27 protein-coding genes are annotated in these 25867 nt (G+C 72.7%); 7 read left to right on the top strand and 20 right to left on the bottom strand.

Annotation, left to right across the window (positions count from 1 at the left end; genetic code table 11):
* Positions 1 to 36 precede the first annotated feature (36 nt).
* Both ACQPZ4_RS10485 and ACQPZ4_RS10480 read left to right on the top strand, forming a co-directional pair.
* The gene (locus tag ACQPZ4_RS10485; protein WP_433058324.1) at positions 37 to 501 is read left to right on the top strand and encodes a MarR family winged helix-turn-helix transcriptional regulator; all 465 of its coding nucleotides are present in this window, start codon (positions 37 to 39) and stop codon (positions 499 to 501) included.
* Between the two features lie 231 nt (positions 502 to 732).
* Positions 733 to 2130: a serine/threonine-protein kinase gene (locus ACQPZ4_RS10480; RefSeq protein ID WP_433058322.1), complete on the top strand. Its 1398-nt coding sequence runs from the start codon at positions 733 to 735 to the stop codon at positions 2128 to 2130.
* A 3-nt stretch (positions 2131 to 2133) separates the two neighbouring features.
* Here the strand turns inward: ACQPZ4_RS10480 and ACQPZ4_RS10475 are convergent, their stop codons facing one another.
* Genes ACQPZ4_RS10475 through ACQPZ4_RS10465 form a run of 3 tightly spaced genes read right to left on the bottom strand, consistent with a single transcriptional unit; the run spans position 2134 to position 4783 of the window.
* Positions 2134 to 2946 (bottom strand): sugar phosphate isomerase/epimerase family protein, encoded by an 813-nt coding sequence (locus ACQPZ4_RS10475; protein WP_433058320.1) that lies wholly within the window; start codon positions 2944 to 2946, stop codon positions 2134 to 2136.
* The gene (locus tag ACQPZ4_RS10470; protein WP_433058318.1) at positions 2943 to 4100 is read right to left on the bottom strand and encodes a Gfo/Idh/MocA family protein; all 1158 of its coding nucleotides are present in this window, start codon (positions 4098 to 4100) and stop codon (positions 2943 to 2945) included. The genes ACQPZ4_RS10475 and ACQPZ4_RS10470 overlap by 4 nt, the downstream gene beginning before the upstream one ends.
* Positions 4097 to 4783, bottom strand: coding sequence for a cupin domain-containing protein (locus tag ACQPZ4_RS10465; RefSeq protein ID WP_433058316.1), 687 nt, complete (start codon positions 4781 to 4783; stop codon positions 4097 to 4099). Before ACQPZ4_RS10465 ends, ACQPZ4_RS10470 begins: the two co-directional genes overlap by 4 nt.
* 82 nt (positions 4784 to 4865) lie before the next feature.
* Between ACQPZ4_RS10465 and ACQPZ4_RS10460 the strand changes: the two genes are divergently transcribed.
* A complete protein-coding gene (locus ACQPZ4_RS10460) occupies positions 4866 to 5882 on the top strand; it encodes a LacI family DNA-binding transcriptional regulator (RefSeq protein WP_433058314.1) in 1017 nt (338 codons plus the stop codon).
* Here the strand turns inward: ACQPZ4_RS10460 and ACQPZ4_RS10455 are convergent.
* From ACQPZ4_RS10455 to ACQPZ4_RS10420, 8 genes are all read right to left on the bottom strand, one after another.
* Entirely contained in the window at positions 5864 to 6586 is a 723-nt protein-coding gene (locus tag ACQPZ4_RS10455; RefSeq protein WP_433058312.1) for an isocitrate lyase/PEP mutase family protein, read from the bottom strand. The two genes, ACQPZ4_RS10460 and ACQPZ4_RS10455, sit on opposite strands and share 19 nt — an antisense overlap.
* Positions 6583 to 7179, bottom strand: coding sequence for a hypothetical protein (locus ACQPZ4_RS10450; RefSeq protein ID WP_433058310.1), 597 nt, complete (start codon positions 7177 to 7179; stop codon positions 6583 to 6585). The genes ACQPZ4_RS10455 and ACQPZ4_RS10450 overlap by 4 nt, the downstream gene beginning before the upstream one ends.
* A 229-nt stretch (positions 7180 to 7408) precedes the next feature.
* On the bottom strand, positions 7409 to 8473 hold the full coding sequence (locus ACQPZ4_RS10445; protein WP_433058308.1) for a LacI family DNA-binding transcriptional regulator: 1065 nt from the start codon (positions 8471 to 8473) through the stop codon (positions 7409 to 7411).
* 107 nt (positions 8474 to 8580) lie between these two features.
* Positions 8581 to 8814 carry a hypothetical protein gene (locus ACQPZ4_RS10440; protein ID WP_433058306.1) on the bottom strand — a complete coding sequence of 78 codons (234 nt, stop codon included), beginning with the start codon at positions 8812 to 8814 and terminating at the stop codon, positions 8581 to 8583.
* A 99-nt stretch (positions 8815 to 8913) separates the two neighbouring features.
* Positions 8914 to 9555, bottom strand: coding sequence for a hypothetical protein (locus ACQPZ4_RS10435; RefSeq protein ID WP_433058304.1), 642 nt, complete (start codon positions 9553 to 9555; stop codon positions 8914 to 8916).
* Complete coding sequence (locus tag ACQPZ4_RS10430) at positions 9552 to 11615, bottom strand: RICIN domain-containing protein (RefSeq protein ID WP_433058303.1); 2064 nt, start codon at positions 11613 to 11615, stop codon at positions 9552 to 9554. The genes ACQPZ4_RS10435 and ACQPZ4_RS10430 overlap by 4 nt, the downstream gene beginning before the upstream one ends.
* Positions 11616 to 11854: 239 nt before the next feature.
* Entirely contained in the window at positions 11855 to 13252 is a 1398-nt protein-coding gene (locus ACQPZ4_RS10425; RefSeq protein ID WP_433058301.1) for a sensor histidine kinase, read from the bottom strand.
* Between the two features lie 38 nt (positions 13253 to 13290).
* The gene (locus tag ACQPZ4_RS10420; protein ID WP_223102380.1) at positions 13291 to 13977 is read right to left on the bottom strand and encodes a response regulator transcription factor; all 687 of its coding nucleotides are present in this window, start codon (positions 13975 to 13977) and stop codon (positions 13291 to 13293) included.
* 154 nt (positions 13978 to 14131) lie between these two features.
* On the opposite strand from ACQPZ4_RS10420, the gene ACQPZ4_RS10415 reads away from it, so the two are divergent.
* The gene (locus ACQPZ4_RS10415; protein ID WP_433058299.1) at positions 14132 to 15739 is read left to right on the top strand and encodes an alkaline phosphatase D family protein; all 1608 of its coding nucleotides are present in this window, start codon (positions 14132 to 14134) and stop codon (positions 15737 to 15739) included.
* Here ACQPZ4_RS10415 and ACQPZ4_RS10410 read toward each other — a convergent pair.
* From ACQPZ4_RS10410 to ACQPZ4_RS10395, 4 genes are read right to left on the bottom strand one after another with little or no spacing between them, the layout of a single operon-like run.
* Entirely contained in the window at positions 15736 to 16923 is a 1188-nt protein-coding gene (locus ACQPZ4_RS10410; RefSeq protein ID WP_433058297.1) for an FAD-dependent oxidoreductase, read from the bottom strand. The two genes, ACQPZ4_RS10415 and ACQPZ4_RS10410, sit on opposite strands and share 4 nt — an antisense overlap.
* Positions 16923 to 17471: a QsdR family transcriptional regulator gene (locus ACQPZ4_RS10405; protein ID WP_433058295.1), complete on the bottom strand. Its 549-nt coding sequence runs from the start codon at positions 17469 to 17471 to the stop codon at positions 16923 to 16925. Before ACQPZ4_RS10405 ends, ACQPZ4_RS10410 begins: the two co-directional genes overlap by 1 nt.
* Positions 17458 to 18375, bottom strand: a complete 918-nt coding sequence (locus ACQPZ4_RS10400) for a serine/threonine dehydratase (protein WP_433058293.1) — start codon at positions 18373 to 18375, stop codon at positions 17458 to 17460. Before ACQPZ4_RS10400 ends, ACQPZ4_RS10405 begins: the two co-directional genes overlap by 14 nt.
* Positions 18376 to 18379: 4 nt before the next feature.
* Complete coding sequence (locus ACQPZ4_RS10395) at positions 18380 to 19132, bottom strand: crotonase/enoyl-CoA hydratase family protein (protein WP_433058292.1); 753 nt, start codon at positions 19130 to 19132, stop codon at positions 18380 to 18382.
* Between the two features lie 19 nt (positions 19133 to 19151).
* On the opposite strand from ACQPZ4_RS10395, the gene ACQPZ4_RS10390 reads away from it, so the two are divergent.
* A complete protein-coding gene (locus ACQPZ4_RS10390) occupies positions 19152 to 20099 on the top strand; it encodes a glutathione S-transferase family protein (protein ID WP_433058291.1) in 948 nt (315 codons plus the stop codon).
* Here the strand turns inward: ACQPZ4_RS10390 and ACQPZ4_RS10385 are convergent.
* The 3 genes from ACQPZ4_RS10385 to ACQPZ4_RS10375 form a co-directional block, all read right to left on the bottom strand.
* Entirely contained in the window at positions 20096 to 20296 is a 201-nt protein-coding gene (locus ACQPZ4_RS10385) for a hypothetical protein (RefSeq protein WP_433058289.1), read from the bottom strand. The genes ACQPZ4_RS10390 and ACQPZ4_RS10385 overlap by 4 nt on opposite strands.
* 11 nt (positions 20297 to 20307) lie before the next feature.
* Positions 20308 to 20499 carry a hypothetical protein gene (locus ACQPZ4_RS10380; RefSeq protein WP_433058288.1) on the bottom strand — a complete coding sequence of 64 codons (192 nt, stop codon included), beginning with the start codon at positions 20497 to 20499 and terminating at the stop codon, positions 20308 to 20310.
* A gap of 67 nt (positions 20500 to 20566) precedes the next feature.
* Positions 20567 to 21250: an ArsR/SmtB family transcription factor gene (locus ACQPZ4_RS10375; protein WP_433058286.1), complete on the bottom strand. Its 684-nt coding sequence runs from the start codon at positions 21248 to 21250 to the stop codon at positions 20567 to 20569.
* A gap of 122 nt (positions 21251 to 21372) precedes the next feature.
* On the opposite strand from ACQPZ4_RS10375, the gene ACQPZ4_RS10370 reads away from it, so the two are divergent.
* Both ACQPZ4_RS10370 and ACQPZ4_RS10365 read left to right on the top strand, forming a co-directional pair.
* Positions 21373 to 22338 carry a pirin family protein gene (locus tag ACQPZ4_RS10370; protein ID WP_433058284.1) on the top strand — a complete coding sequence of 322 codons (966 nt, stop codon included), beginning with the start codon at positions 21373 to 21375 and terminating at the stop codon, positions 22336 to 22338.
* Positions 22339 to 22605 carry a GNAT family N-acetyltransferase gene (locus ACQPZ4_RS10365; RefSeq protein ID WP_433058282.1) on the top strand — a complete coding sequence of 89 codons (267 nt, stop codon included), beginning with the start codon at positions 22339 to 22341 and terminating at the stop codon, positions 22603 to 22605.
* Here the strand turns inward: ACQPZ4_RS10365 and ACQPZ4_RS10360 are convergent.
* Positions 22580 to 23452, bottom strand: a complete 873-nt coding sequence (locus ACQPZ4_RS10360; protein WP_433058281.1) for an SCO6745 family protein — start codon at positions 23450 to 23452, stop codon at positions 22580 to 22582. The genes ACQPZ4_RS10365 and ACQPZ4_RS10360 overlap by 26 nt on opposite strands.
* A 73-nt stretch (positions 23453 to 23525) precedes the next feature.
* A complete protein-coding gene (locus ACQPZ4_RS10355) occupies positions 23526 to 25763 on the bottom strand; it encodes a glycoside hydrolase family 6 protein (RefSeq protein WP_433058279.1) in 2238 nt (745 codons plus the stop codon).
* Positions 25764 to 25867: the final 104 nt, after the last annotated feature.

Below are 25867 nucleotides of genomic sequence, written 5' to 3'. Positions count from 1 at the left end.
GGTGGCGTCGGCACGGGCACGTTTGCGCGGGTCACGGTGACCGCAACGGTGGGCCGCGACGGTGGCGCGTTCAACGGCGCGACCGAGGCCGTGCTGCATCTGCACCGCGCCGCCAACGCCGTCCGCCAGCACGTCGAGCAGGAGGTCCTGCGCCCCCGCCAGCTGACCTGGACCGGTTTCGTCGTGCTGCGCACCGTGTGGGCCGCGCGCCGCATCGAGACCCGGCACGTGGCCGAGCAGGCCGGCATCTCCAAGGCGACCCTCACCGGCGTGGTCGACACGCTGTCCGGGCGCGGGCTGATGAAACGCTCCAACCACCCCGCCGACGGCCGCCTGGTCCTGCTGCAGCTGACCCGCAAGGGGCACCGCATGATCCGCGAGCTGCTGCCGGAGTCGGAGATCGCCGAGGCGTACGCCCTGTCCTACCTCGATCCCGCCGAGCTGGCCCGCATCACGGCCGCGCTGCGTGGACTGGTCGATCACCTGGAGCGACCGCGGTAGCACACGCATTGTCCGATTGACCCCGTTAAGGGGAAATGCGTCGACAGGTGTGACGTCCAGCGCGGACGATTCGGCTCTGCTGGACTACTGTTCGAGGCGGCACCGCCCCCCGCGAAGGTAGCCGAACGGGTACAACCTCTGCATACAGCACGGTCTTTTCAACGCCCCATGAAAAGGCCAGACTGCAGGTTGGAACCTCAGCTTCCCCCCATAGACCATGGAAGGACCCCGATGACCGAGGCAGGCAAACACGACGACGCCGGCGAGTCCGGCCCGCCGGACCTGCCGCTGCGCTCGGCCGCGCCCGCCCGGCGCGGCACCGTCGGCGACCTGACCGCCAACGACCCGGTCCGCATCAACGACTACCGGCTGTTGGGCCAGCTCGGCGTGGGCGGCATGGGCACGGTCTACCTGGCCCAGTCGCCCGAGGGCACCCGCGTCGCGGTCAAGCTCGTGCACCAGCACCTGGCCCGCGACCCCCGCTTCCGGGTGCGCTTCGCCGGCGAGGTCCGCGCCGCGCAGCGCGTGCCGGGCTTCTGCACCGCGCGCGTGCTCGACTCCGGGGTCTACGAGGAGCGCCCCTACCTCGTCACCGAATACCTCGAGGGCATCCCGCTGTCCCGCCTCGTCGCCGACGACGGCCCGCTCGACCCGGCCATGCTGCACAGCGTGGCGCTCGGCGTCGCGGCCTCGCTGGCGGCCATCCACAACGTCGGGCTGGTCCACCGCGACCTCAAGCCGAGCAACCTCATGGTCACGCTCGGCGGGGTCCGCATCATCGACTTCGGCATCGCGCGGGCGCTGGACGCGGCGAGCGACATCACCGGCACCGGCAACATCGTCGGCAGCCTCGGCTGGGCCTCCCCCGAGCAGCTGCGCGCCGAGGAGCCCACGGCCGCGATGGACATCTTCGGCTGGGGCTGCCTGGTCGCGTTCGCGGCGACCGGCCGCCACCCGTACGGCGGGGAGGAGGCGGCCGCCCGCGCCTGGAAGATCCTGGAGGGCGAGCCGGACCTCAGCGGCGTGCCCGACCCGGTGCGCGACCTCGTCGCCGCCGCGCTGAGCCGCGACCCGCACGACCGCCCGGACGCCCGGCAGCTGCTGCTCGGCCTGGCCATCGACGACCTCGAGGCGGCCACCGTCCCGGTGCAGAAGCGCTGGCTGCGGGGGCCCGCGCAGATGTCGCGCCGGCGGGTGACGTCGATGGCGATCGCGGTACCGATGGCGCTGGCCCTTGTGTTTGCCGCCGCCGAGACGACGTCGGATCTGATCGGCGGCAACCCCGGCACCGACACGCACCACGGCACGACCGGCGGCGACTCGGTCAACACCAACCTGTCCCCGCAGCCGGCCCCGGCCGCGACGGGCAACAACGGGCTGCGCCCCGGCGAGCGCAACGGCCAGACGCAGATCGGCAACCCGACCAACGCCGCGCAGCCGCCCGCGCCGACGCAGACCGTGGACGGGCCGGTGGTGACGCCGACGACCACCACGGCGCTGCCGACGACACCGGCCCCCACCACCGCGGGGCCCACGACGACGGCGCCCACCACGACGCCGCCGACCACGACGGCGCCGCCGACCACGACGACGCCGCCGGACGACCAACTGCCGGGCCAGCAGCCCTAGCGCTCAGAGCACGTGGTCCCGGTAGCCCTCGATGGCCTGCTCGAGGACCTCGGCGCCGGGACGGGACCAGACGTCCTCGTGGAAGACCTCGACCTCGATCGGGCCGTCGTAGCCGGTCGCGTCGACCGCCTCCCGGAATCGCCGCAGCTCCACGCAGCCGGTGCCGGGTAGCCCGCGGCCGAGCAGGACGCCCTCGGGCAGCGGCGTGATCCAGTCCGCGACCTGGAAGCAGGCGATCCGGCCCGCCGCCCCGGCGCGGGCCAGCTGCGTCCAGACCTGGTCGTCCCACCACAGGTGGTAGGTGTCGACCGCGACCCCGACTGCGTCCGCGGGGAACGGCTCCGCGAGGTCCAGGGCGTTGCCGAGCGTGGCGATCACGCACCGGTCCGAGGCGAACATAGGGTGCAGCGGCTCGATCGCGAGCTTGATGCCGGCGGCCTGCGCGTGCGGTACCAGAACAGCAATCGCGTCCGCCACGAGCTGCCGGGCGCCGTCGAGGTCGCGGCTTCCCGCCGGCAGGCCGCCGCTGACGAGGACGAGCACCGGCGCGCCGAGGGCGGCCGCCTCGTCGATGGCGCGCAGGTTGTCGTCGCGCCAGTCCGCGGCGGTGAAGAAGCCGCCGCGGCACAGGGTCGTCACGGTCAGGCCGGCCGCGCGGACCAGGGCGGCGGTGCGCTCGACGCCGAGCTCCGCGACCTGGTCGCGCCACAGCCCGAGGCCGGACACGCCGGCCGCGACGCAGCCGGCGACCGTGTCCGCCATCGGCCAGCGCTTGGTGGTCGCCTGGTTGAGCGAGAACCGCGCCAGGTCCGTCATCGATCGAGGTCCAGCGCCGGGATCTCGATGCGCTGCCCGGTGCGCGCGGACTGCCACCCCAGTTCCGCCAGCTGCACGCCGCGTGCGCCGGCGGCGAAGTCCCACGGGAACGCCCCGCCGTCCACGACGTGCCGCAGGAAGTGCTCCCACTGCACCTTGAACCCGTTGTCGAACGGCTCGTTGTCCGGCACCCGCTGCCACTGCTCGCGGAAGCGCTCGGTCGCGGGCAGGTCCGGGTTCCAGACCGGCTTGGGCGTGCCGCCGCGGTGCTGGATGTGGCACTCGCGCAGGCCCGCCACGGCGCTGCCGTGCGTGCCGTCGACCTGGAACTCGACGAGCTCGTCGCGGTACACCCGCACGGCCCAGGACGAGTTGATCTGCGCGACGATGCCGCCCTCGAGCTCGAACGTGCCGTAGGCGGCGTCGTCGGCGGTCGCGTCGTACACGGCGCCGGACTCGTCGACGCGGGACGGGACGTGCGTCGCGATGGTCGCCTGCACCGTGCGGACCGGCGCGAAGATGCGCTCCAGGACGTACTGCCAGTGCGGGAACATGTCGACCACGATCCCGCCGCCGTCGGCCGCCCGGTAGTTCCACGAGGGCCGCTGGGCGGGCTGCCAGTCGCCCTCGAAGACCCAGTAGCCGAACTCGCCGCGCACCGACAGGATGCGGCCGAAGAACCCGCCCTCGACGAGCCGCGCGAGCTTGCGCAGGCCGGGCAGGAACAGCTTGTCCTGCACCACGCCGTGCCGGACCCCGGCCGCGCGCGCCGCCCGGAACAGGTCGACGGCGGCGGCGGTGTCCTCGGCCAGCGGCTTCTCGGTGTAGATGTGCTTGCCCGCCTCGATCGCGGCCCGGATGGCCTTCTCGCGCTGCTGGGTCACCTGCGCGTCGAAGTAGATCTGCACGTCGTCGCGCTGCAGCGCGGCGTCGAGGTCGGTGGTCCACTCGGTGAGCCCGTGCCGCTCGGCGATCTCCTGCAGCTTGGCGGCATTGCGCCCGACGAGGATCGGCTCCGGCCAGATCCGCCGGCCGTCCCCGGCGGGCAGGCCGCCCTCCTCGCGGATGGCCAGCAGCGAGCGGACGAGGTGCTGGCGGTACCCCATGCGGCCGGTCACGCCGTTGAGGACGATGCCGATCGGAACGCGGTTCACTGGACTCCTTCTGGGATGTAGGTCTCGAGCAGCCCGCACATGCCGTGCTTGCCGGACTCGGTCGGTTCCGTCAGCACCTCGAGGCCGCCCGCGGCCAGGTGCGCGAGGTCGGCGCGCTCCAGGGCGTCGAGCTGGCGGCCGGTCTCCAGCGCGGTCTCCAGGGCGCCCGCCTCCCAGCGCTTGCGCCAGTCGCCGAGGCGCGGTGCGACGATCGCGGCGGCGGTGCGGCAGAACTCGGTGAACGCCTGCGGCCCGGCCGCCCGCATCGCGAGGAAGCCGGTGACGGCGAGGTCGCGCCGGGGGTACGGGCCGTTCTCCAGCGAGGCGGCGGCGCGGTAGGCGTCCGGGTCGGCGAGGACGTCGGTGGGGAACGTGAACACCGCGTCGCCCGCCTCGGGCAGGCCGCTGTTCTGCATGAGCACCACCAGCTGGAGCCCGCCGTCGTTGACGAGCCGGTGGATGGTGGCCGGCCGGAACCAGGCCACCGTCCCCGGGCGCAGCGGGGTCTCGCGGAAGCCCTCCCCGGACAGGGTCTGCACGCGGCCCTGGCCGGCGGTCACGACGTACCCCTCGGAGCATGTCAGGTGCATGTGCGGCGTGCCCCCGTGCAGACCGTCGGGTGCGGTGGTGTCATACACCGACAGCCGCGACACGCCGATCGCGCCGGGCAGATGGGACGTCATGGCAAACCCCCGGAGATTCAGGAAACCGCTTTCCTGAGGCTAACCGGTAGGCTGATCGCGGGTCAATGGAGAGGGGCTCTTGATGGCGACGCTTGCCGATGTCGCGCGCCGCGCCGGCGTGTCACCGGCCACCGCTTCCCGCATCATCAGCGGCAGCACCAAGCTGGTCACCGACGAGCTGCGGGCCCGCGTGCTGCGGGCGGTGGACGAGCTGCAGTACGTGCCGAACGCGCACGCCCAGCTGCTCGCCCGCGCCCAGCGCACGGCCGTGGGCGTGATCGTGCACGACGTCTCCGACCCGTACTTCGCCGAGATCACCCGCGGCCTGCAACAGGTCGCGCAGTCCAACGGCCGGCTCGTCATCATCTGCAACAGCTACCGCGATCCGGCCCGCGAGCTGGAGTACGTGGAGCTGCTGCGGGCCCAGCAGGTCGCCGCGATCGTCCTGGCCGGCTCGGGCTACCACGACGCCGCGTTCACCAAGGCGCTGAAGGCGAAGCTGGCGGCGTACACGCGCACCGGCGGCCGGGTCAGCGTCATCGGCCGCCACGAGCTGCCCGGCGACGCGGTCATGCCGGCCAACGAGGAGGGCGGCTACCTGGCCGGCTGCGAGCTGTTCGGCTCGGGCCACCGCAAGGTCGGGGTCATCGCCGGCCCGAAGGTCCTCACCACGACCACGGACCGCCTGGCCGGCCTGCGCCGGGCCGCGCGCGAGGCGGGCCGCACGGTGCCGTCCCGCCGCGTGGCGTACGCGGGCTTCGACCGCGACGGCGGCGCCGAGGCCACCGCGACCCTGCTGGACGCCAACCCCGACCTGACCGCGATCGTGGCCCTGAACGACCAGATGGCCGTGGGCGCGTTGAGCACCCTGCGCGCCCGCGGCGTCCAGGTGCCGGGCCGGCTGTCGCTCATCGGCTTCGACGACATGCCGATCGCCCGCGACGTGACCCCGGCCCTGACCACGATCCGCCTCCCGCTGGCCGACATGGGCGCCCGCGCGATGTCGATGGCCCTGGACGACGCCCACGACACGGCGCGCGTCGAGCCGGCCCAGGCGACCCTGGTCCGCCGGGAGAGCACTCAGCCGTTGACGTCCTGATAACTCGGAAGGTCCTCCCGCAGCGGCAGATTCCGTTGTACCGCCTGTGCCGTCGCCACCACCGCCTCCAACGCGGCGCGGAACAGCAGGGATCCCAGGCTGATCCGCGCCACCCCGAGCTGGCCCAGCTGGTGCGCGGTCAGCCCGCCGGGCAGCGCCAGCACGTTGAGCGGCACGTCGACCACGGCGACGAGCCATTCGATGTCGTGCGGCTTGCTGGCTCCCGGCACGAACACCCCGTCGGCCCCGGCATCGCGATACATGCGGATGCGTCGAACCGCTTCGTCGAGATCGCCGTCGCGCAGCCAGTGCGTGTCGGTGCGGGCGTTGACGAACAGCCCGGGCGCTGCGCGCTTGATGTCCCGGACGAGCCGGGCGTGCGCCGCCGGGTCCCCGAACCCGTCCTCGACGTTGACGCCAACGGCCCCGGCCTCGGCGGCGGCCACGGCGGCCTCGACGGACCCGCCCTCGATGTCGGCGGTCACGAGCAACGGCAGCGGGGCGAGCCGCTCCACCAGCCGCACCGTGGCGTCGACCGCGGCCCCTTCCCCGTCGGGCAGCCCCTCGCTCGCGGCGACGCCGAGGCTGGTCGTACCGACGGCCGCGAACCCCGCCTGCGCCAGCATCCGCGCGCCGGCCACGTCCCACACGTTCGGCAGCAGCAATGGCCGTCCAGGCACGTGCAGGTCCCTGAACCCGCTCACCGCAGCGCCCCTTCCACGAGCGCGAGCGCGTGCGCGCGGCCCGGACAGGCCCGCGGCCCGGCGCCGAACGGGCTTTCGGCCAGCGAGACCGCGACCACGGTGCCATCGGGCGCGACCCTGCGGGTGGCGGGCACGGGCGGGTCGTCGCGCAGCACCGCGCCGACCGGCCGGGTGCGCGACCGTTCGATCAGCTTCGCCGTGGCGTCGCAGGCCTGGACGAGCAGCTGGATGCGGGCGGCCGTGCGCTCGTCGTAGGCGCCGCCGAACACGGCCACGAGCCGGTCCACCGCCGCGTCGGCCGCGGGGTCCCCGGTCTGGTACGCGGCGGCCGCCGTCCGCACGTCGTCGACCAGGTCCGCGACCACGTCCCCGCTTGCCCCGAGGGCGGCGGCGAGCGGCGCGACCGGATGCCCGTCGTACGGCTTGCTCAGGCCGGCCGGGTCGACCCCGGCGAGCAGCTCCTCGACGATCGCGCGGCGGCGGGCGTGGACCGCCCCGTTGGCGAACCGGCTGACGGTGGCGCGCAACCAGCCGATGCCGCTCGGCGCGGGTTCCGGTTCGGGCACGGGGAGCGAGAGTTCGCTGATCGGCATACGCCGACGCTATTCCCCGATCCGTTCGGCGGCCGCCGAACCGTCAGGACCGCGGGGCGGCGGCGCCGGCCCGGACGATCGGGACCGCGGGGCGGCGGTGCTTGCCCGGACGATCAGCTCGACCCCGACCCGTTCGGCGGCGCCGGCCCGGACGATCAGGACCGCGGGGCGGCGGTGCCGGCCCGGACGATCAGCTCGACCCCGACCCGTTCGGCGGCCCGCCGAACCTTCAGGAGCGCGGGGCGGCGGTGCTGGCCCGGACGATCAGCTCGGCGGGGAGGCAGAGGTGGTCGGCCGGGGGGTCGTCGCCGGTGCGGCCGGCCTCGATGGAGCGGGTCAGGGCGGCCGCCGCGGCGTGGCCCTTGGCGTGGATGTCCTGGCGGACCGTGGTCAGCGGCGGGCGCATCCGGGCCGCCGCCGGGCTGTCGTCGAAGCCGACCACCGAGAGGTCGTCCGGGACCGTCAGGCCCAGGTCCACGGCGGCCTCCATCACGCCCTGGGCCAGGGCGTCGGAGAAGCACAGGATGGCCGTCGGCGGCTCGTCCGCGGCCAGGAGCAGCTGCGCGGCCTGATACCCCGAGTCCGGGTCGCCGTGCGGGCGGCGGGCGATCATCGGGGCGATGCCGGCCGGGGTCAGGGCGTCGAGCCAGCCGGAGAGGCGCTGGCCGGCCACGTACCCGTCGATGACGTCGGCGGAGTCGTCCGGGCCGATCAGGCCGTGGCGGCCGCGGATGCCCGAGGTCACCACGGCCACCCGGCGGTGGCCCAGGTCGACCAGGTGCTGGGCGGCGGCCCGGGCGCCCGCCCGGTCGGCGACGTTGACGGCGGGGATGCCCTCGGCCGGGATCTGGTCGACGTAGACCAGCGGGATCTTGCGGCGCAGGAGCCAGTCGACGCCGAGGTTCTCGGGGTCGCAGGAGTAGACCATGGCGCCGTCCATGGCCACGTCGCGGGCCGGGATGACGTTGCCCGCGGTGTTCGTGGTCAGCAGGGTCAGGCCCAGGCCGGTCGAGGCCAGCTCGTCGGCGATGGCGCCCAGGAATGTGGTGGCGACCTCGTCGCTGAAGGCCTGGCTCAGGGAGTCGGTCAGCAGGATGCCCACGGCGCCGGTGGTGCCCTTGGCCAGGGCCCGGGCGGCCGGGTCGGGCCCGACGTAGCCGAGCTCGTCCGCGACCGCCAGGATCCGGTCGCGCAGGGTGGGAGACAGCTGGTCGGGGCGGGAGAAGGCGTTCGAGACCGTCATGCGGCTCACGCCGACCCGGTCGGCGATGGTCTGCAGCGTCACTCGTCCCACCGCAGCGCCTCCCTCATCTATGCATGGCCCCCCCGCAGAACCATAACGCGCGGCGCGGCGGCCGCCCCGGGAAGGGGAGACCGCCGCGGCGAACAGCGGGGGAACCGTCAGCGCGCGGCCACCGCGGCCGGGGCGACCAGCTCGGCGGCGCGGTGCAGGGCGCCGGCCAGCGCGGCCCGGGTGCGCTGCGAGCGCGGCGGCCGGACCGGCACTTCGTGGCCGACTACGGGAGCGTGCGGCAGGGCGCTGGCGTACTCGAACGACTCGCCGTTCCAGGCGGGACCGTACTGCTCCGCCAGCGCGGACTGCGACACGACCATGGCGAACGGGAAAGTGCTCATCGCGGGCTCCTTCTGTACCGGTAAACGATGCCTATACCGGTACAGTAGGCCGACCGGCTGTACCGGTCAAGCGAATATCGGCCAACGTGACGCGCGAGACTATTTGCGGCGCGCCTTCGCCTGCTGCCTGGCGGACTTCCTGGCGGACTTCTTGCCGGACGGGGGCGGCGTGCGGGACGGGCGGAGGAACACGGCGGCCAGGGCACCGGCGAGGACGACCGCGCCCAGGACGTACCAGAGCCAAGTGAAGGACGACGAGGACTCCACCGGGGCCGTGGCGGCCGTCGAGGGGCCCGGCGGCGGGGTGCACGTCTTCTCGTCGGGCGTGGGAGCCGCGCCCGCCGCCGCGACGTGCAGGACGCCCTCGCAGCGGCCGATCGCCGGGGTGCCCATGTCGGCGACGATGGTCCAGTCGCCGGGGGTGAGGGTTCCGCTGTACGTCACCGCGTCCCCGTTGCGCTTCAGCGGGGCGGGCCCGACGCGCTCCCCCGCGCCGGACGTGGCCAGCATCGTCACGCCCATCGGCTCGGTCACCGGGTGCCCGTCCTGCCAGACGGCGGTGACCCAGACCGAGCCGGCCCCGTCACCGTGCAGGGTCAGCACGACCCCGCCGTGGGCGTCGGCGTCCTCGGCGAACCCGAAGACCGCGACGGCGACCGCGAGCACGGTCGCCGTCAGGCACGCCGCGGCCCGGCGCCACAGGGGCGCCGGGCCGGCAGTTCCGTACGGGGGGATCGTCATGCCTGCTGCGGCACCCAGCTCTGGTACTTCGCGCCGGAGGCCTTCTGCAGCACCAGCAGGCGGCTGCCGAAGTACTGGCTGTTGCTCACGCCGACCACCAGGCCGGACGGCGAGGTGAGCGCGAAGCCGCTGTCGGTCTTGGCCACGGTCCACTTCAGCGCGGAGTCGCAGTCCGTCTGCACCACCGTGGTGCCCGCCGCGTCCTTGTTGCCCGCGGTGCTCAGGCACTCGTTGGTCGCCTTCGAGCGGATCAGGAACGCGTTGCCCGAGGCCTCGAGCTTCCACTGCTGGTTGGCGCCGTTGTGCCGGCTGTACAGGATGACCGGCGTGCCGGCCGCCCGCCGCGCGCCGAAGAGGTCGACGACCCCGCCGGTCAGGCTGTTGCCGAACACCATCCACGCCCCGGCGGCCGGGGACGCGGCCGCTGCGGTGTGCACCGGCACGGTCTTGGTCCACGGGGTCAGGGTGCGGTTCTGCGCGAGCGAAACCCCGACCTGATAGTCGGTGTCGGCGCGCATGCCGACGATCCGGACGTTGGTGGCGGGGGTGATGCCGATGGTCCGGCCGTTGACCTGGATCGCGTACCGGGCACCGGACCCGGCCGCGTCGAAGGACAGGCGAACAGAGGTCGCGTCGATAGCACTGGTCCGAAGCTCCTTGAGACCACCCGTGGACGTCTTGGTGGGCGTCGGCGTCGGCTGGGCCGTCTTCGTCGGAGTCGGCGAGGCGGTGGTCTTCGTCGGCGTCGGGGTCGGCGAGGACGTGGTCTTCGACGGGGTCGGAGTCGGAGACGCGGTCGTCTTCGTCGGCGTGGGGTTGGCCGTCGCCGTCGGGGTCGGCGGCGGCGTGTTGCCGCCGCTGCCGGCGATCAGGAACTGGTTGTTGGCCACGTTCCAGTTGTTCGCCAGGTAGCTGCCCGGGCTCGGGTTGGTGTTGTAGTAGTCGTCGTGGTTGCAGTCGAGGCGCTGCTCGTGCTTCTCGTCCGCGCACTTGACCGCGGTCTTGAGGCCGCCCGAGTCGTTGTAGCACATGATGTCGTGCTCATCGAGGCAGTGCCCGGCCTTGCTGGAGTTCGGCGCGTTGTTGTTCACGGCGCCGAGGTTGTGGCCCAGCTCGTGGGCGGCGACGCTGGCCGCCCAGCAGCCGCTGTCGCTGCGGCCGTAGCCGGGGCCGCCGTTGCTGCGGTTCTTCTCGCCCGGCTGGGTGTCGCCGGCGAAGGTGCCGATGCCGCAGTACACGGTGGCGTCGCCGAAGATCACGTACTTGCGGTCGGTGCGGTTGTAGCCCAGCGCCTTCAGCCCGTTGATCGTGGCGTCGAAGGTGGCCATGCCGCCCGCCGCGAGCTCGACCTCGCGCACGTCGACCTTGCAGTCCGGGGTGGTCACGAAGCGCACGTGGCGCTCGCCGCCGGTCTCCTGGGCGCTGGCGTTGTAGATCGTCTCGATGCCGGCCGACCAGGTCCGGAACGACTCGAGGAACTCCCCGAAGCGGCTCTTGGTGTTGACGTCGCGGGCGTAGAGCACCTGCACGCGCTTGCCGGTCACGCCGTCGCCGTCGCAGACCACGCCGCTCGCGCCGACCGCCACGGCGGCCGTGCCGTCGGCCGCCACCGCGTCCGGAACGACCGCGAAGCCGCCGTCGGCGCCCTCGGCCACGTTCTCGTCGGCGAGCACCGTCTGCTCCTGGGGAGCGGCGGCGGTGTCGGCGGGCGGCAGGTCCTCCTTGGTCACCGCGGCGACCGCCTTGACCTGGGTGCGCACGCTCAGGCCGGTCGGCGGGACGTCCGGGCCGTGGCTGCACTGCTCGCGCTCGGTGAGCTGGTAGCCGCCGACGCAGGGCTCGCCCTTCTTCGCCGGGGTCAGGCCCTCGTAGATCAGGCCCTGCTCGGGGTTGTCCCCGGGGACCTGGGAGATCGCGGTGGGCTCGCGGTCCCGCTCGTGGAAGAGGGTCTGGAAGGCGCCGGGTCCGGCGATGGCCGCGCCGGCGCCGAGCACGACGACGGCAGCGGCCGTCACGATGCGGCGCACGGGGCGGCGGGGCTTGTCGGGTCGCGCTTGCACGCTCGGTTCCTCCGGGAGGGGAAAGAGGCGCGCGGCGAGGACCGGCACAGGGCAGAGGTACCGATCCTCACCGCGCGCGGGACGACCGGCCTTCGAGGGTGGCAAGGCGGGTGAGTGCCGGGCGTCCACGTGGGAACGCGCTGACCATAGCCAGGTGGCACCGGCCCGTTCCACCTGGAACGGGCCAGTTAAGAGAGTTCTAAGTGAAAGTTGTTCCAGTCATATGTACGGGTGGCTGCCTATGCCGAACGCCGCCGCGATCGACGCTCGTTGGGCTCCCGGGACAGCCGCCCGACCAGCCAGCGCGACGGCGGCGGGGCCTCCTTCGGGGCCGGGTCGGCGTCGGTCATGACGATCACCACGCTGGCCCCGCCCAGGGCCGAGCTGGTGCCGATGTTCACGGTGCCGTTGCCGGCGATCGCGACCCGCTTCACGATGTCCAGGCCCAGGCCGGTCGAGCCCTGCTGGCTCTCGCCGCGCTGCATGGCCAGCTCCGGGTCGGGGATGCCGGGGCCGCCGTCCTCGACGCGCAGCACGACGTAGCCGTCCTCGCGCCGGGTCACCGCGACCTCGAACGGCACGCCCTGCGGCGTGTAGCGGATGACGTTGCCGATCAGCGCGTCCAGGGCCGCGGCCAGCTCGCCCTTGGGCACGTTGACCGGGGCCGGGGCGTCGGTGCCGATCGCCTTGCAGTCGCGCTCCTGGTCGCCGGCGACGGCCGACCAGAACATCATCCGGTCCCGGACGACCTCGGCCACGTCGCAGCCCTCGTCGCCGATCGAGGCGGCCGCCCCGTCGACCCGCTCGCCCTTGTCCGGGGTCGGCGAGTGCGCGTCGATGGGCTCGCGCATGGCCCGGATGAGCTTGTCCACCTCGACCTCGAGGGCGGCGATGGCGTCGCGGATGCGGTCGGCGTCCTGGGAGTCGTCGAGGGTCTCGGCGTCCAGGCGCAGCGCGGTCAGCGGGGTGCGCAGCCGGTGCGAGAGGTCGGCGACCAGCTCGCGCTCGTTGGACAGCAGCGCCATGATCCGGTCGGCCATGACGTTGAGGGCGAAGCTCGCGTCCGCCAGCTCGGCCGGGCCCTGCGGGTCGATGCGGACGTCGAGGTACCCCTCGCTGAGCGCCCCGGCCGCGCCCGCCAGCTGCCGCGCGGACATGATGATCCGCGAGGCCAGCCGGTCGGCGACCCAGACCGAGGCGATGATCAGCCCGAGCGCGACGGCGCCGAGCGCCCACCAGGCCCCCGCGACCCCGTTGGACAGCTCCGACTCGGGGATGAAGACCTCCACGACGGTCGTGCGGCCCTCGCCGAGGTCGACCGGCTCGAGGTACGACTGCCCGCCCTTGACGTCGGCGACGACCGGCGCGGCGGCGTCGGCGGCCCGGGTCAGGTCGGCCGGGGCCGCGTGCCCCATCCCGATCTCCGCGCCGGCCTGCCCGAGGTTGTGCACGGAGACGCGCGTGACCGCCGGGCCGCCGGTGCTGGCGATGGCCCGCTCGATGCTCAGCGGGTCGGTGGTCACGGTGAGGACCGCCACGACCACGGCGGTCTGGCGTTCGGCGTCGGCGAGCGCGCGCTCGCGGGCGAGCTGCTGGACGACGAGACCCAGCGGGATCAGGAAGGCGAGCGCCACCATCGTGGTGACCGCCGCGGAGACGTAGGCGAGGGTGCGCCTCAGTCCGGGGCGCTGAACCTGAAGCCCACGCCCCGCACGGTGTGCAGGTATCTGGGCGCTGACGCGCTCTCGCCAAGTTTCCGGCGTAGCCAGTACAGATGCACGTCGATCGTCTGGTCCTCGCCCACTGAGGGTTGCCGCCATACCTCCTCCAACAGCTCACGGCGTGAGACCACCCGGCCGGGCCGGGCGGCGAGGTACGCCAGCAGGTCGAACTCCTTGCGGGTCAGGGTCAGCGGCTCGCCGTGCAGGTACGCCTGGCGCTGGCCGATGTCCACCCGCAAGCCTCCCACCTCGATGGCGGTGGGCTCCTCGCGACTCGCCCGTCCCGTGCGGCGCAGCACGGAGGTCATCCGCGCGTCCAGGTGGGCCGAGGTGAACGGCTTGATCATGTAGTCGTCGGCGCCCGCCTTGAGCAGCCGGACGATCTCCGCCTCGTCGTCGCGGGCGGTGGCGATGATGATCGGCGTGTCCGCGATCCCGCGCAGCATGCGCAGCGCGTCCGCGCCGTCGAGGTCGGGCAGACCCAGGTCGAGCACGACCAGGTCGGGGGTCTCGGCGGCGAACCGGCGCAGGGCTTCCAGGGCCGTGCCGACCGCGTGCACCGTGTGACCCCGGTCGGTCAGGGAACGCAGCAAGGCACCCCGCACTACGTGGTCATCTTCAACCAGCAACACCGTGGCCATGCGAAGAAGGTAACGCCTGTGTCCAGTCCGAGTCCTTCTGGTCTATGGACGAATCCGACATGTACTAATTTTCGACAGGCGACATCGCCCGTTCGCCACAACTTCCATTCGAACGGGTACTGCTCAGTACCTGCTCGCAGTACAAACGGCAACCATGACTGTCGATGCAGCCCTGACCCGGCGCGCTCTGCTCGTTGCCGGGGGCGCCACCGCGGCCGCCGTCGCCGTGGCGGGCCAGGCGTCCGCCGCCGCTCCGCTCTTCGTGCACGGGGTGGCCTCCGGTGACCCGTTGCCGGACGGCGTTCTGCTGTGGACCCGGGTCACGCCCACCGCCCAGGCGACCCCTGGCTCCGGCGTGGGGCCGGCCACCAGCGTCACCTGGCAGGTGGCCACCGATCCCGGGTTCGCCTCCGTGGTCCGGTCCGGCGAGTTCCTGACCGGGCCCGAGCGCGATCACACGGTGAAGGTGGACGTGCGCGGGCTGCAACCGGCGACGACGTACTGGTACCGGTTCGGCGTGAACGGCCAGTGGTCGGGGACCGGGCGGACGTTGACGGCGCCCGCCGACGACGCCGCCGTGGCGCTGCTGCGGCTGGGAGTGGTGTCGTGCTCGAACTGGGAGGCGGGATACTTCGCGCCCTATCGGCTGCTCGCCCAGCGCGGGGACCTGCAGGCGGTCGTGCACCTTGGCGATTATCTGTACGAGTACGCGTCGGGCGGGTTCACGGCCGGCGGGACCGTCGTGCGGCAGGCGCAGCCGACCCACGAGATCGTCTCGCTGGCGGACTATCGGATCCGGCACGCGCAGTACAAGACGGATCCCGACGCGCAGGCGCTGCACGCGGCGGTGCCGTGGATCATCACGTGGGACGACCACGAGGTGGCGAACGACATGTGGGCCGGGGGCGCCGAGAACCACGACCCGGCGACCGAGGGCTCCTTCGCGGCCCGCGTCGCCGCCGCCCGCCAGGCGTATGCCGAGTGGATGCCGGTGCGGCTCGCCTTTGATCAAGACAGCGGGGACGGGCACATCTACCGGCGGGTGCGGTTCGGGAAGCTGGCCGAGCTGAGCATGCTGGACCTGCGCTCGTACCGGTCGCAGCAGGCCTCGGGCGCGGCCGTCGACGACCCCAGCCGCACGATCACCGGGGACGACCAGATGAGCTGGCTCAAGCAGGGGCTGGCCGCGTCGGGCGCGCAGTGGAAGATCGTCGGCAACCCGGACATGATCGCCCGGGTCGACGTCGGCACGCTGCCCGCGTGGCTGCTCGGGCCGGTCGGCAAGCTGCTCGGGATCCCGTCGAACGGGTACGCGATCAACACGGATCAGTGGGACGGGTACAACGCCGACCGCGACGAGCTGGTCAACCACCTGCGCGCCAACAACGTGCGCGACACCGTGTTCATCACCGGCGACATCCACACCAGCTGGGCGAACGAGCTGACCACGCTGTCGACGCTCAACTCCCCCACCGCCGTCGAGTTCGTGGTCCCGTCGATCACCAGCGACAACGTCAACGACTTCGTCGGCGTGCCGCCGGGGCTGGTGGGGCCGATCGCGGCGAGCATCGTGCGCGCGGCCAACCCGCACGTGAAGTGGGCCGAGCTGGACGGGCACGGCTACGGGGTGCTGGAGGTCCGCCCGGACTCGTGCCGCATGGACTGGTACCACGTCCGCGAGCGCAAGGACCCCAACACCACGGCCACGAAGGTCAAGTCGTTCAAGGTGAACAAGGGCGTCTCGCGGCTCGTCGCTGGCTAGACGTGTTCGGGCCGGATGCCCACGCCGAGGACGCGCGCCGGGAGTGCGCGCAGGGGTGGGTAGCGGTCCAGCAGGCGGACGGGCAGCGGTGGCCGGCTCGGGCGGCCGGTCACCGCCGGGAACAGCACGCCCCGCTGCATCGCGCGCTGGACGAGCTGGGTGCCCGCGGTCGGCAGGGAGCGGCGGCGCTGGACCGCGGCGAGTTCGCGCTCCGTCGGCGGGCGGCCCTGGTCGAAGGCGGCGCCGATCACGCGGGCCGCGGCCACCGCGTCCTGGATCGCGAGGTTGATGCCGACGCCGCCGACCGGGGACATGGCGTGCGCGGCGTCGCCGATGAGCAGGGCGCCGGGGACGCTCCAGCGGTACAGGCGGTCCATGCGCACGGTCAGGGTGTGCACGTCGTCCCAGGAGTGCAGCTCGCCGACCCGGTCGGCCAGCCACGGGATGCTCGCGGCGATGGCAGCGCGGAACTCGGCGAGGCCGGCGGCCCGGATGCGCTCGTCGCCGCCCTTCGGGACGACCCAGCCCAGCTGCCAGTACTCGCCGCGGTCGATGCCGATGAAGAGCTGTCCGTCGCCGACCTGGCCGGCCAGGCCCTCGGGATCCCCCGAGGAGCGGGGCAGGCGGAACCACAGCACGTCGATCGGGGCGCCGAAGTCCTTCGAGCGGAGTCCGAGCTCCCGCCGTACCGTCGAATGGCGCCCGTCGCACGCGACCGTCAGCGGGGCGACGACCTCGACGGGGCCCTGCGGGGTCTGGGCCGTCACGCCGACCACGCGGCGGTCGCGGCGGTTCACGGCGGTCACCTCGCACCGGCGGTACAGCGCGAAGTCGCCGTGCCGCGCCAGCAGTTCGAGGAAGTCCCATTGCGGGAGCATCATGACGTACGGATGCGGGACGTTCAGGCGGTTGAAGTCGGCCGGGTGGAACGTGCCGCCGCCCTCGTAGCTGATCCGGAAGTCGCGCACGATGCGGTGCGGCAGCCGGGCCAGTTCGTCGCCCAGGCCGAGCTCGTCCATGAGCTGCAGCGTGGACGGGTGCACGGTGTCGCCGCGGAAGTCGCGCAGGAACGTCTCGTGCTTCTCCAGCACCACGGTGTCGATGCCGCGCCGGCCCAGCAGCAGCGCGAGGACCAGGCCGGCGGGGCCGCCGCCGACGACGCACACATCTGCCTTGACCAGCATCACGAACCTTCCAGCAACCGCCCGATGATCTCCAGTGCCTGTTCCACGTCCGGCTCGCCGTCCGCGATCGCGTCGGCGTACAGGAAACTCTCCCCGATCCGCACGACGACAAACGCCAGCGTGCGCGCATCGAGTCTTGGGGCAAAAGCCCCAGTCGCGATCTCCTCCCGGATCAGCCCCTCCAGGTGGGCGACGACCCGCCCCTGCACGATGCCCCGTTTCGAGGTCAGGATGCGCAGCGCCGCCTCCGGCTCGGTGGCCAGGAAGTGCCGCAGCGCCGGCTGGTCCTGCACGGCGTTGAGGAAGTGCCCGATCATCGCCACGATCCGGTCGGCGCCGCGGCGGCCCTCGACCGCGCGGACGGCCCGGTCCAGGTTGCGGTCGGTGAGGTACCACAGCACGTGCCCGAGCACCTGGTCCCGCCCGCCCGCGCGCCGGTACAGGGTGGCCCGGCCGATCCCGAGCTCGGCGGCGAGCGAGCGCATGTCGACGCGCTGCTGGGCGAGGAACCGCTTCAGCGCCGCGTCGAAGACCTCATCGGGCGGCATGGGCCGGCTCGGCGTGCAGGGTCGCCGGGTCGGTGTTCGCCCCGCACAGCACCACCACGGCCGTGCCCGGGTCCGCGACCAGCTCCAGCCCGGCGAGCGCGGCGGCCGCCCCGTGCTCCACCGCGAGCCGGTGCTCCTGCCACAGCCGCCGGCGCGCGGCCACGATCGCCGCATCGCTCACGAGGATGCTTTCCACCTTATGGTGTACCGCCAGATCGAACGCGATCCCGCCCGCCCGGCGAGCCCCGAGCGAGTCGCCGGCCACGCTGTCGACGGGGACGTCCACCGGTGCCCCCGCGGCCAGGGCGGCGTGCAGCGTCGGCGCCCCTTCCGGCTCGACGGCCACGATCCGCGCCCGGTCCCCGATCGCGGCCGCGACCCCGCCGACCAGCCCGCCCCCGCCGACCGCGACGACGATCGTGTCGGCCGGCGGCAGCTCCAGCGCGAGGGTGCCCTGCCCGGCGACGATCTCCGGCTGGTCGTACGCGTGCACGAACAGCGCCCCGGTCTCGGCCACCCGCACCGCCGAGGCGGCGTGGGCCTCCGCGTACTCCCGGCCGTGCTGCTCCACCCGCGCGCCGAGCTCCTTGAGCCGGGCCACCTTCGTCGCGGGCGCGGTCAGCGGCACGAACACCTCGGCCGGCACCCCGAGCGTCGCCGCCGCGTACGCCACCCCGAGCCCCGCGTTCCCGCCCGACGCGACGACCACCCCGGCCGCCGGCAGCGCGCCCTCCTCGCGGGCGGCGAGGATGCGGTTGAACGCGCCCCGCGCCTTGAACGACCCGCTGTGCTGGAGCAGCTCGAGCTTGAACCACAGGCCGGGGCGCACCTCGTACGACGGCGTGGGCCGCACGAACGCGCCGATCCGCCGCGCCGCGGCCTCGACGTCTTCCCTGTTCACCACTCGATCACCCTAAGCCCGCGCCGTGGCGTCCCTCACCCGCGACGAAGCGGCCCGCCCCGTGCAATGCGCCACTCGCCAGGGAGGCCACCCCGAGCCGGTGCTCGATCGCCAGGCCCTCCTCCACGGTGCGGCCCATCGACTCGTACAGCGAGCTGCGGTCGTTGCGCAGGCACTCCTGCGGCAGCGCCGACAGCTGGGCGGCCAGCGCCTCGGCCGCCTCGCGCGCGGTACCCGGCGGCACCACCCGGTCGGCCAGGCCGATGCGTAGCGCCTCCTGCGCGTCGACGGGGCGGCCGGTCAGGATCAGGTCGAGGGCGCGGCCGGCCCCGATCAGCCGGGGCAGCCGCACCGTGCCGCCGTCGACGAGCGGGACGCCCCAGCGGCGGCAGTACACGCCGAAGACCGCGTCTTCTTCGACGACCCGCAGGTCGCACCAGATGGCCAGCTCCAGCCCGCCGGCGACCGCGTGGCCGGACACCGCGGCGATCACGGGCTTGGACAGCCGCATGCGGGTCGGGCCCATCGGACCGTCGCCGTCCGGCTCGACACGGTTCGAGAAGGCCTTCAGGTCCGCTCCGGCGCAGAAGGTACCCCCGGCGCCCCAGAGCACGGCCACGTCGAACCCGGGATCGGCGTCGAACTCGCGGAACGCCGCCGCCAGGGCGTCCGCGGCCGGCCGGTCCACCGCGTTGCGGACCTCCGGCCGGTCCAGCACGACGGTCCACACCCGGTCTCGGCGCTCAACACGAACGGTCATAGGGGCTAGTGTCGTAGACATGAGCACGGCGCAGTTCCAGCGGGAGACGTCATCCCGCGGCGAGTTCGTCCGTCAGCCCAACCACTTCACCGGCCGGATCACCGCCGAGTCCACGTCCGCGCCCGGCGAGGGCCCCGACGAGCAGGGGCGATGGCCGCTGGAGCCGGGGCGGTACCGGCTGATCTGGTCCCGGGCCTGCCCGTGGGCCCACCGCGCGGTCATCGTCCGCGGCCTGATGGGCCTGGAGGACGCGCTCTCCCTGGGCACCGTCGACCCGATCCGCGACGAGCGCGGCTGGCGCTTCACCCTCGACCCCGGCGGCCGCGACCCGGTGCTCGGCATCGAGTTCCTGGCCGAGGCGTACGCCGGCACCGACCCCACCTACGACGGCCGGGTCACCGTCCCCGCGATCATCGACACCATCACGGGCTGCGTGGTCACCAACGACTACCCGCAGATCACGCTCGACCTGTCCACCGACTGGGCGCCGCTGGCCACCAGGCGCCCCGAGCTGCTGCCGGCGGCGGGCCGGGCCGAGATGGACCGGCTCATGCAGGACATCTTCGAGGACGTCAACAACGGGGTGTACCGCTGCGGCTTCGCCACCACGCAGGAGGCCTACGAGCAGGCGTACGAGCGCCTGTTCGCCCGCCTCGACGACCTCGAGGAGCGGCTGGCCGTCCGGCGCTTCCTCATGGGCGAGCACCTCACCGAGGCCGACGTGCGCCTGTTCACCACGCTGGTGCGCTTCGACGCCGTGTACCACACGCACTTCAAGTGCAACCGCAACAAACTCGCCGAGATGCCGAGCCTGTGGCGGTACGCGCGGGAGCTGTACGGCACGCCGGGCTTCGGCGACACCGTCGACTTCGACCAGATCAAGCGGCACTACTTCGGCACCCACGCCAACCTGAACCCGTCGGGCGTCGTCCCGAAGGGCCCGGACCTGTCGGCCTGGATCGGCTAGGGCTTCTCGCCTGACTGGTTTTCCGCCTGCCGTACCTCCTGGGTCTCACCCCGCAGCCGCTTCGCGGACGGCAGGTAGATCTCCTCGGCGACGCTCATGAGGCCGCCGTGAAGGTTGCGACTGCGGATGCGCCGGGCCAGCAGTACCAGCCCGGCGCACACCACAGCGAGCACGGCAAGCACCAACAGCGCGGCCATGCTCATGGATGTTACCGGCGGGCGTAACCCCGCCGGCGCCGGTTGCTCCACCGGCTCGACGTCCAGGCGCCCGCACCGGCAAGGTGCAGCGCGATACACAGGAACCCGGCCAGACTCAGCGTCCCGGGGTCGAGCACCGGCCCGGTGTCGGCACCGAGCAGATCAAGCAAAAGGGCTACCGCGAACAGGATCGCGGCGATCACAGCGAACACGTCAGCCTCCGGGGGTTCACGTCGGTGTTGACCGCTGTCTACCCAGGCGCACGAAAACCTAATCGATGCCCAGAAGTGCGTGCAGCCCTTGCCGCCCCTCGTCGGTGACCTTGACGGCTCTGGTGGTCCCGATGCGTACCACCCACCGCCGCTCCATGAACCGCTCGCACAACCGCGCCCCGGCCACCCCGGCGAGGTGCGGGCGGCGCTCGGTCCAGTCGATGCACCCCCGGGCCAGGGGCCGGCGCTTGGCCTGCAGCACGATGCCGAGTTCGTCGCTCAGCCAGCCGAGCCCGGCCTCGGTGATCGCGAACCCGCCGCGCTGGTCGATGAGCCCGCGTTCGGTCATCGCATCGGCCACGGCCACTCCCAGCTCCCCGGCCAGGTGGTCGTAGCAGGTCCGGGCCCGCTTCATCGCGGCGGTGGCCGCCGCCTGTCGCAACCCGCGCGGCGGCGTCCGATCGGGCTCCAGCCGCGCGGACAGGTCCTCGATGAGATGCGCAGCCTCGGCATCGGCGAGCCGGACGTACCGGTGCCGGCCTTGGCGCTCCTCCTGCAGCAGCCCGCCGCCGACCAGGCGGTCGAGGTGCTCGGTGGCGGTGGAGCGGGCCACCCCGGCGTGCGCTGCCAGCTCGCCGGCGGTCCAGGCGCGCCCGTCGAGCAGGGCGAGGCACATCGCGGCCCGCGTCTCGTCCGCCAGCAACATCGCCAGCCCGGCCAGCCCACGCGCCTCGGTACCCATACCTCCCATCCTCCCCGCCAACGCTTCGGTCCCCACCGAACTTGATTTAGTTGACTTGCGGAATACTCGCTCTGCAAGTACTGTTTGGACAGGCGACAAGCCAGGACCTTTGGAGGCCTCACATGCCCGCGATCACCGTCGACAACGTCCTCGCACTCCCCCGCGTCGCCACCCCGGACCCGATCTCGTCGCGGCCGCGCCCGGTCGTCTCGGTGACGACGGCGCCCAAGGGCTACGAGGGCGAGGGCTTCCCGGTCCGCCGCGCATTCGCCGGCGTCGACCTCCGCGCACTCGACCCGTTCATCCACATGGACCAGATGGGTGAGGTCGACTACGCGCCCGGGGAGCCGAAGGGAACACCTTGGCATCCCCACCGCGGCTTCGAGACGGTCACCTACATCATCGACGGCGAGTTCGTGCACCACGACTCCAACGGCGGTGGCGGGACCATCACCAACGGCGACACGCAGTGGATGACGGCAGGCGCCGGCATTCTGCACATCGAGACGCCGCCCGAGCACCTCGTGGTCAGCGGCGGCCTGTTCCACGGGTTCCAGCTGTGGGTGAACCTGCCGAAGGCGAACAAGCTCGTCGCGCCCCGTTACCAGGACATCCGCGGCGGCCAGGTGTCGCTGCTGACCTCGCCCGACGGCGGGGCGCTGCTGCGGGTGATCGCCGGCGAGCTCGACGGGCAGGCCGGGCCCGGCGTCACCTACACGCCGATCACGCTGGTGCACGCCACCCTCTCGGCGGGGGCCTCGCTGACGCTGCCGTGGCGCGCGGACTTCAACGCCTTGGCCTACGTCATGGCCGGCAAGGGCACGGTCGGCGGCAAGGGCCGCCCGGTCGAGCTGGGCCAGCTGGCGGTCTTCGGCGCGGGTGACACCATCACCGTCGCGGCCGACCCGAAGCAGACGATGGACGTGCTGTTCCTCGGCGGTCAGCCGATCCGGGAGCCCGTGGTGGCGTATGGTCCGTTCGTCATGAACACCAAGGCCGAGGTGATGCAGGCGTTCGAGGACTACCAGGCCGGTCGGCTCGGCAGCATCCCCGCGGCGCACGCGCACGTTCGGGGAGAGGCGTCCTGAGTGGACTTCGAGGTCAGCGACAACGCCGCTGAGCACCGGTACGAGATTCGCGTCGACGGGGAGAAGGCCGGGTTCGCCTACTACCGCCTCGGCGGGGACACCGTCACCTTCACGCACACCGAGGTGGAGCCGCAGTACGAGGGGCAGGGCGTCGGCAGCAAGCTCGCCAACGGGGCCCTGACCCTCGCCAAGGACGCCGGGCTGAGCATCATCGCCCAGTGCCCGTTCATCGCGGCCTACATCAAGCGGCACCCCGAGCTGGCCTAGGCAGCTTGATCCAGTTGGGATAAAACGCCGCCAGCTCGGCGTTGATCCGGTCGGTGACCGGGGTGAGCAGTTCAGCCAGGCGCTCGGTCCGCTTCGGGCCGAGCGTCTGCCACGGGCGGGCGGCGAGCTGGTCGGTCGTCTCTTCGAGGATTCGGTACGCCGAGCGCGCCTTCTCCGACGCCGTGCCCTCGCTGTCGAGGTAGCCGCGCTGGTGGAGCCGGGTGCGGGCGGCGTCCCACTCCTCGTCGGTCCAGCCGCGGGACGGCTGGGCCATCTTGCGTCCGCGGCCGTCGTTGAGGGCGACCCGCCAGACCATCGCCTCGGCGCCGTCCAGGCCCTCGACCAGCAGGGCCGCGAGGTGACCGTCGCCGCGGTGCTCGCGCAGGACGGTGGCGGCGAGCCAGATCGTGCCGAGGGCGTCGTCGGGCCAGGGCTGGGCGGCGTTGGCGGCGGCGAGGACCCGGCCGTAGGTCTCGGCGCCCAGCGCGGCCGCGCGCAGCAGTTCCGCCATCTCCTCGACGTCGTCGAGGCCCTCGACCGCGGGGGCGAGGGCGCGGCGGGCGCCGTCGAGGCGGGCGGCCAGGGCACCCTCGGGTGACAGGCGGGTCCACAGGTCGGGCAGCGCCCGTTCGACCATGCGCGGGGCGAAGCCGTAGAAGGCGGCGACGACGGGAGCGGCGCTGACCGGGCCGAGCGGGGCGGCGCGGCCGGCGAAGTACCCGCGCCAGAAGCCGTGCAGCCCGGCCTCCTCGAACGCGGCGCGGCCCTGCGGGGCGAAGTAGGTGACCGCGTGCAACGGCTCGAAGAGCGCCCACATGCGCCGCTCGGTCGACAGCTCTGTCGTCATGGACCTGACGATAGGCGGGTGCGGGCCCCGGCGCGTACCGCCGGGGCCCGCAGGTTTGTCACACTGTCTTGCGTTACAGGGCCGGGTAGGCGTTGGTCATCAGCTGCTGGAACTGGGCCGAGAACCAGGCGCCGGAGATCGGGGCGCCGGGCAGCGCGCCGGTCAGGTTGTTGCCGTTGAGGGTGTTGCCGGTGTACGTCGGGTCGCACATCCGGTCGAAGCCCTTGCCCTCGTCGTTGCTGATCGCGGTGCTGGAGCCGTCGGACTCGCCCGGGGGCTTGATCCAGACGTAGGCGTCGATGCCGGTGGCCGGGGTGGCCCGCGGCCGCTCGCCCATGCCGGCGCCGCTCTGGTTGCACCAGTTGCCGGCGTGGATGCGCCGGTCGATGCGGCTGGTGTTGACGAACGTGTTCACGTCGGTCGAGGTGCTCGGGCCGGCGGGCCGGGCGGTGCCGCCCCAGCCGTTGCGCGAGGTGTCGATGAGCATGCCCAGCGTCGCCGGGAAGCCCGCGGTGACGAGGGCGTTGCGGAACGCCTGGGTGAAGCTGAGCTCGTCGACGTACATGTTCCAGTCGACCCACTTCGACTGCCGGATCGTGTTGCCGCCGACCTGGGTGTTGACCGTGAAGTACGGCTCGGTCAGCGAGGAGTAGTTCGCCGTGTTGGAGATGAAGCCGTCGACGGAGTTGAAGCCGGCGGTGGTGCCCTTCACGGTGTTGGCGAGCAGGGTGACGGCCGGGCCGAAGTTGGAGTCCCAGCCGAGCCACGCGTGGTGGCCGATGTCGAGGTAGTTGTAGATGTTGGCCTTGTGCAGCTTGTTCAGCGCGTACTGGATGCCCTGCACGTAGGCGCCGCTGGTGTTCGCCTCGGCGCAGTTCGCGATGCCGAGGTTGGTGACCAGGTTCGGCAGGGAGTCGTCCTCGACCACGTTGACGATGCGCAGGCTGTTGTACTTCGCGTCGGTCATGATGGCCGCGATCGGGTCGATGAACTCGCTCTTGTACCGCGCGAGCCCGTTCTCCTTGACCTTGAGCTCGCCGTTGGAGGCGAGGGCGGCGCAGTCGCGGTTCGGCAGGTCGTACACGACGAACTGCACGACGACCGGAACCCCGCCGGCGGCCTGCGCGAGGGCGGCGTCGAGGTGCTCGCGCACGCCCTTGCTGGAGCTGGAGCCGGCGATGGCGGCGATCCGGTCGATCCAGATGGCGGTGGAGGTGCCGGCGATCTTGCTGCCGCCCGGCTCGGCGGCCGCCTTGGTCGACCAGTCCGCGTTCACGTAGCCCTTGGCGCCGACGTAGGGGTTGTCGACGTGGGTGTCCGGGGTGCTGGTGCCGGAGGTGACCGTGATGGCGGTACCGCTGCTGCTCGTGCTGTTGCCGGCGTTGTCCGTGGCCTTGGCGGAGACCGTGTAGCTGCCGGCCGCGACGCCCGTCCAGGACCAGGTGTAGGGGGCGGAGGTGTCGGTGCCGAGCAGCGTGGTGCCGTTGTAGAAGTCGACCTTGGCGACGGTACCGTCGCTGTCCGACGCCGTCGCGGCGAGCGCGACGGTGGCCGGGGCGGTGAACGACGAGCCGGCGGTCGGGCTGGTCAGGGCGACGCTCGGGGCGCCGGTGCCGCCGCCCGCGGTGACCGTGACCGGCACGGCGGTGCTGGCGGTGGAGAGGCCCGCGTTGTCGTAGGCCTTGGCGGTGACCGAGTACGTGCCCGCGGCGACGCCGGTCCAGGAGAAGGCGTAGGGCGCGCTGGTGTCGGTACCGAGGAGGGTCGATCCGTTGTAGAACTCGACCTTGGCGATCGTGCCGTCGGCGTCGGAGGCGTTGGCCGCGATGGCGACCGTGGCCGGGGCGGTGAAGGAGGCACCGGCGGCGGGGCTGGTGAGGCTCACCGACGGGGCCTGGTTGGCGGTGGTGCCGCCGTTGCAGGCGGCGCCGTTGAGGGTGAAGGCGCCCGGGACCGGGTTGGCGGTGGTCCAGGTGCCGTTGAAGCCGAACGAGACCTTGCCACCGGCCGGGACGGCGCCGTTGTAGCTCTCGTTCTTCGCCGTGACGTGCAGGCCGGAGACGGTCGGGACGGCCGACCACATCTGCTGGATGCCCTGCCCGGCCACGAAGTCCCAGCCGATGTTCCAGCTGGTCAGCGCGTCGCCGGTGTTGGTGAGCTCGACCGAGGCGCCGAAGCCCCCCGGCCACTGGTTCGTCACGGTGTACTTCACGCTGCAGCCGGTCGCGGCCGAAGCGGGTTGCATGACGGCTATCGCGCCGCCGGTTGCCGCGACAGCGGCGATCGAGACGATGGCGAGCTTCCGCCTCATCCTGGTGCTCCTCTGTGGAGATGTGGGCAGTTCTGGCCCGATCAAGCTGCGCGGGAGCGCTCCCGGACGTCAACGATCCGTTCACCGCAGGGCCTTCCACCTGG

Source organism: Dactylosporangium sp. CS-033363 (assembly GCF_050942475.1).
Taxonomy (GTDB): Bacteria; Actinomycetota; Actinomycetes; order Mycobacteriales; family Micromonosporaceae; genus Dactylosporangium.
Note: the sequence above shows the minus strand (reverse complement) of the source record. Positions and strands in the feature narration are given on the sequence as shown.

What these genes read in the sequence shown, in the direction of transcription:
- ACQPZ4_RS10450 (WP_433058310.1), bottom strand. Translation starts at nt 7,179, where the DNA reads ATGCCGATCAGCGAACTCTCGCTCCCCGTGCCCGAACCGGAACCCGCG.
- ACQPZ4_RS10415 (WP_433058299.1), top strand. Translation starts at nt 14,132, where the DNA reads ATGACTGTCGATGCAGCCCTGACCCGGCGCGCTCTGCTCGTTGCCGGG.
- ACQPZ4_RS10405 (WP_433058295.1), bottom strand. Translation starts at nt 17,471, where the DNA reads ATGCCGCCCGATGAGGTCTTCGACGCGGCGCTGAAGCGGTTCCTCGCC.
- ACQPZ4_RS10460 (WP_433058314.1), top strand. Translation starts at nt 4,866, where the DNA reads ATGGCGACGCTTGCCGATGTCGCGCGCCGCGCCGGCGTGTCACCGGCC.
- ACQPZ4_RS10425 (WP_433058301.1), bottom strand. Translation starts at nt 13,252, where the DNA reads ATGGTGGCGCTCGCCTTCCTGATCCCGCTGGGTCTCGTCGTCCAGCAG.
- ACQPZ4_RS10410 (WP_433058297.1), bottom strand. Translation starts at nt 16,923, where the DNA reads ATGCTGGTCAAGGCAGATGTGTGCGTCGTCGGCGGCGGCCCCGCCGGC.
- ACQPZ4_RS10390 (WP_433058291.1), top strand. Translation starts at nt 19,152, where the DNA reads ATGAGCACGGCGCAGTTCCAGCGGGAGACGTCATCCCGCGGCGAGTTC.
- ACQPZ4_RS10465 (WP_433058316.1), bottom strand. Translation starts at nt 4,783, where the DNA reads ATGACGTCCCATCTGCCCGGCGCGATCGGCGTGTCGCGGCTGTCGGTG.
- ACQPZ4_RS10435 (WP_433058304.1), bottom strand. Translation starts at nt 9,555, where the DNA reads ATGACGATCCCCCCGTACGGAACTGCCGGCCCGGCGCCCCTGTGGCGC.
- ACQPZ4_RS10480 (WP_433058322.1), top strand. Translation starts at nt 733, where the DNA reads ATGACCGAGGCAGGCAAACACGACGACGCCGGCGAGTCCGGCCCGCCG.
- ACQPZ4_RS10420 (WP_223102380.1), bottom strand. Translation starts at nt 13,977, where the DNA reads ATGGCCACGGTGTTGCTGGTTGAAGATGACCACGTAGTGCGGGGTGCC.
- ACQPZ4_RS10385 (WP_433058289.1), bottom strand. Translation starts at nt 20,296, where the DNA reads ATGGCCGCGCTGTTGGTGCTTGCCGTGCTCGCTGTGGTGTGCGCCGGG.
- ACQPZ4_RS10475 (WP_433058320.1), bottom strand. Translation starts at nt 2,946, where the DNA reads ATGACGGACCTGGCGCGGTTCTCGCTCAACCAGGCGACCACCAAGCGC.
- ACQPZ4_RS10375 (WP_433058286.1), bottom strand. Translation starts at nt 21,250, where the DNA reads ATGGGTACCGAGGCGCGTGGGCTGGCCGGGCTGGCGATGTTGCTGGCG.
- ACQPZ4_RS10370 (WP_433058284.1), top strand. Translation starts at nt 21,373, where the DNA reads ATGCCCGCGATCACCGTCGACAACGTCCTCGCACTCCCCCGCGTCGCC.
- ACQPZ4_RS10360 (WP_433058281.1), bottom strand. Translation starts at nt 23,452, where the DNA reads ATGACGACAGAGCTGTCGACCGAGCGGCGCATGTGGGCGCTCTTCGAG.
- ACQPZ4_RS10355 (WP_433058279.1), bottom strand. Translation starts at nt 25,763, where the DNA reads ATGAGGCGGAAGCTCGCCATCGTCTCGATCGCCGCTGTCGCGGCAACC.
- ACQPZ4_RS10440 (WP_433058306.1), bottom strand. Translation starts at nt 8,814, where the DNA reads ATGAGCACTTTCCCGTTCGCCATGGTCGTGTCGCAGTCCGCGCTGGCG.
- ACQPZ4_RS10395 (WP_433058292.1), bottom strand. Translation starts at nt 19,132, where the DNA reads ATGACCGTTCGTGTTGAGCGCCGAGACCGGGTGTGGACCGTCGTGCTG.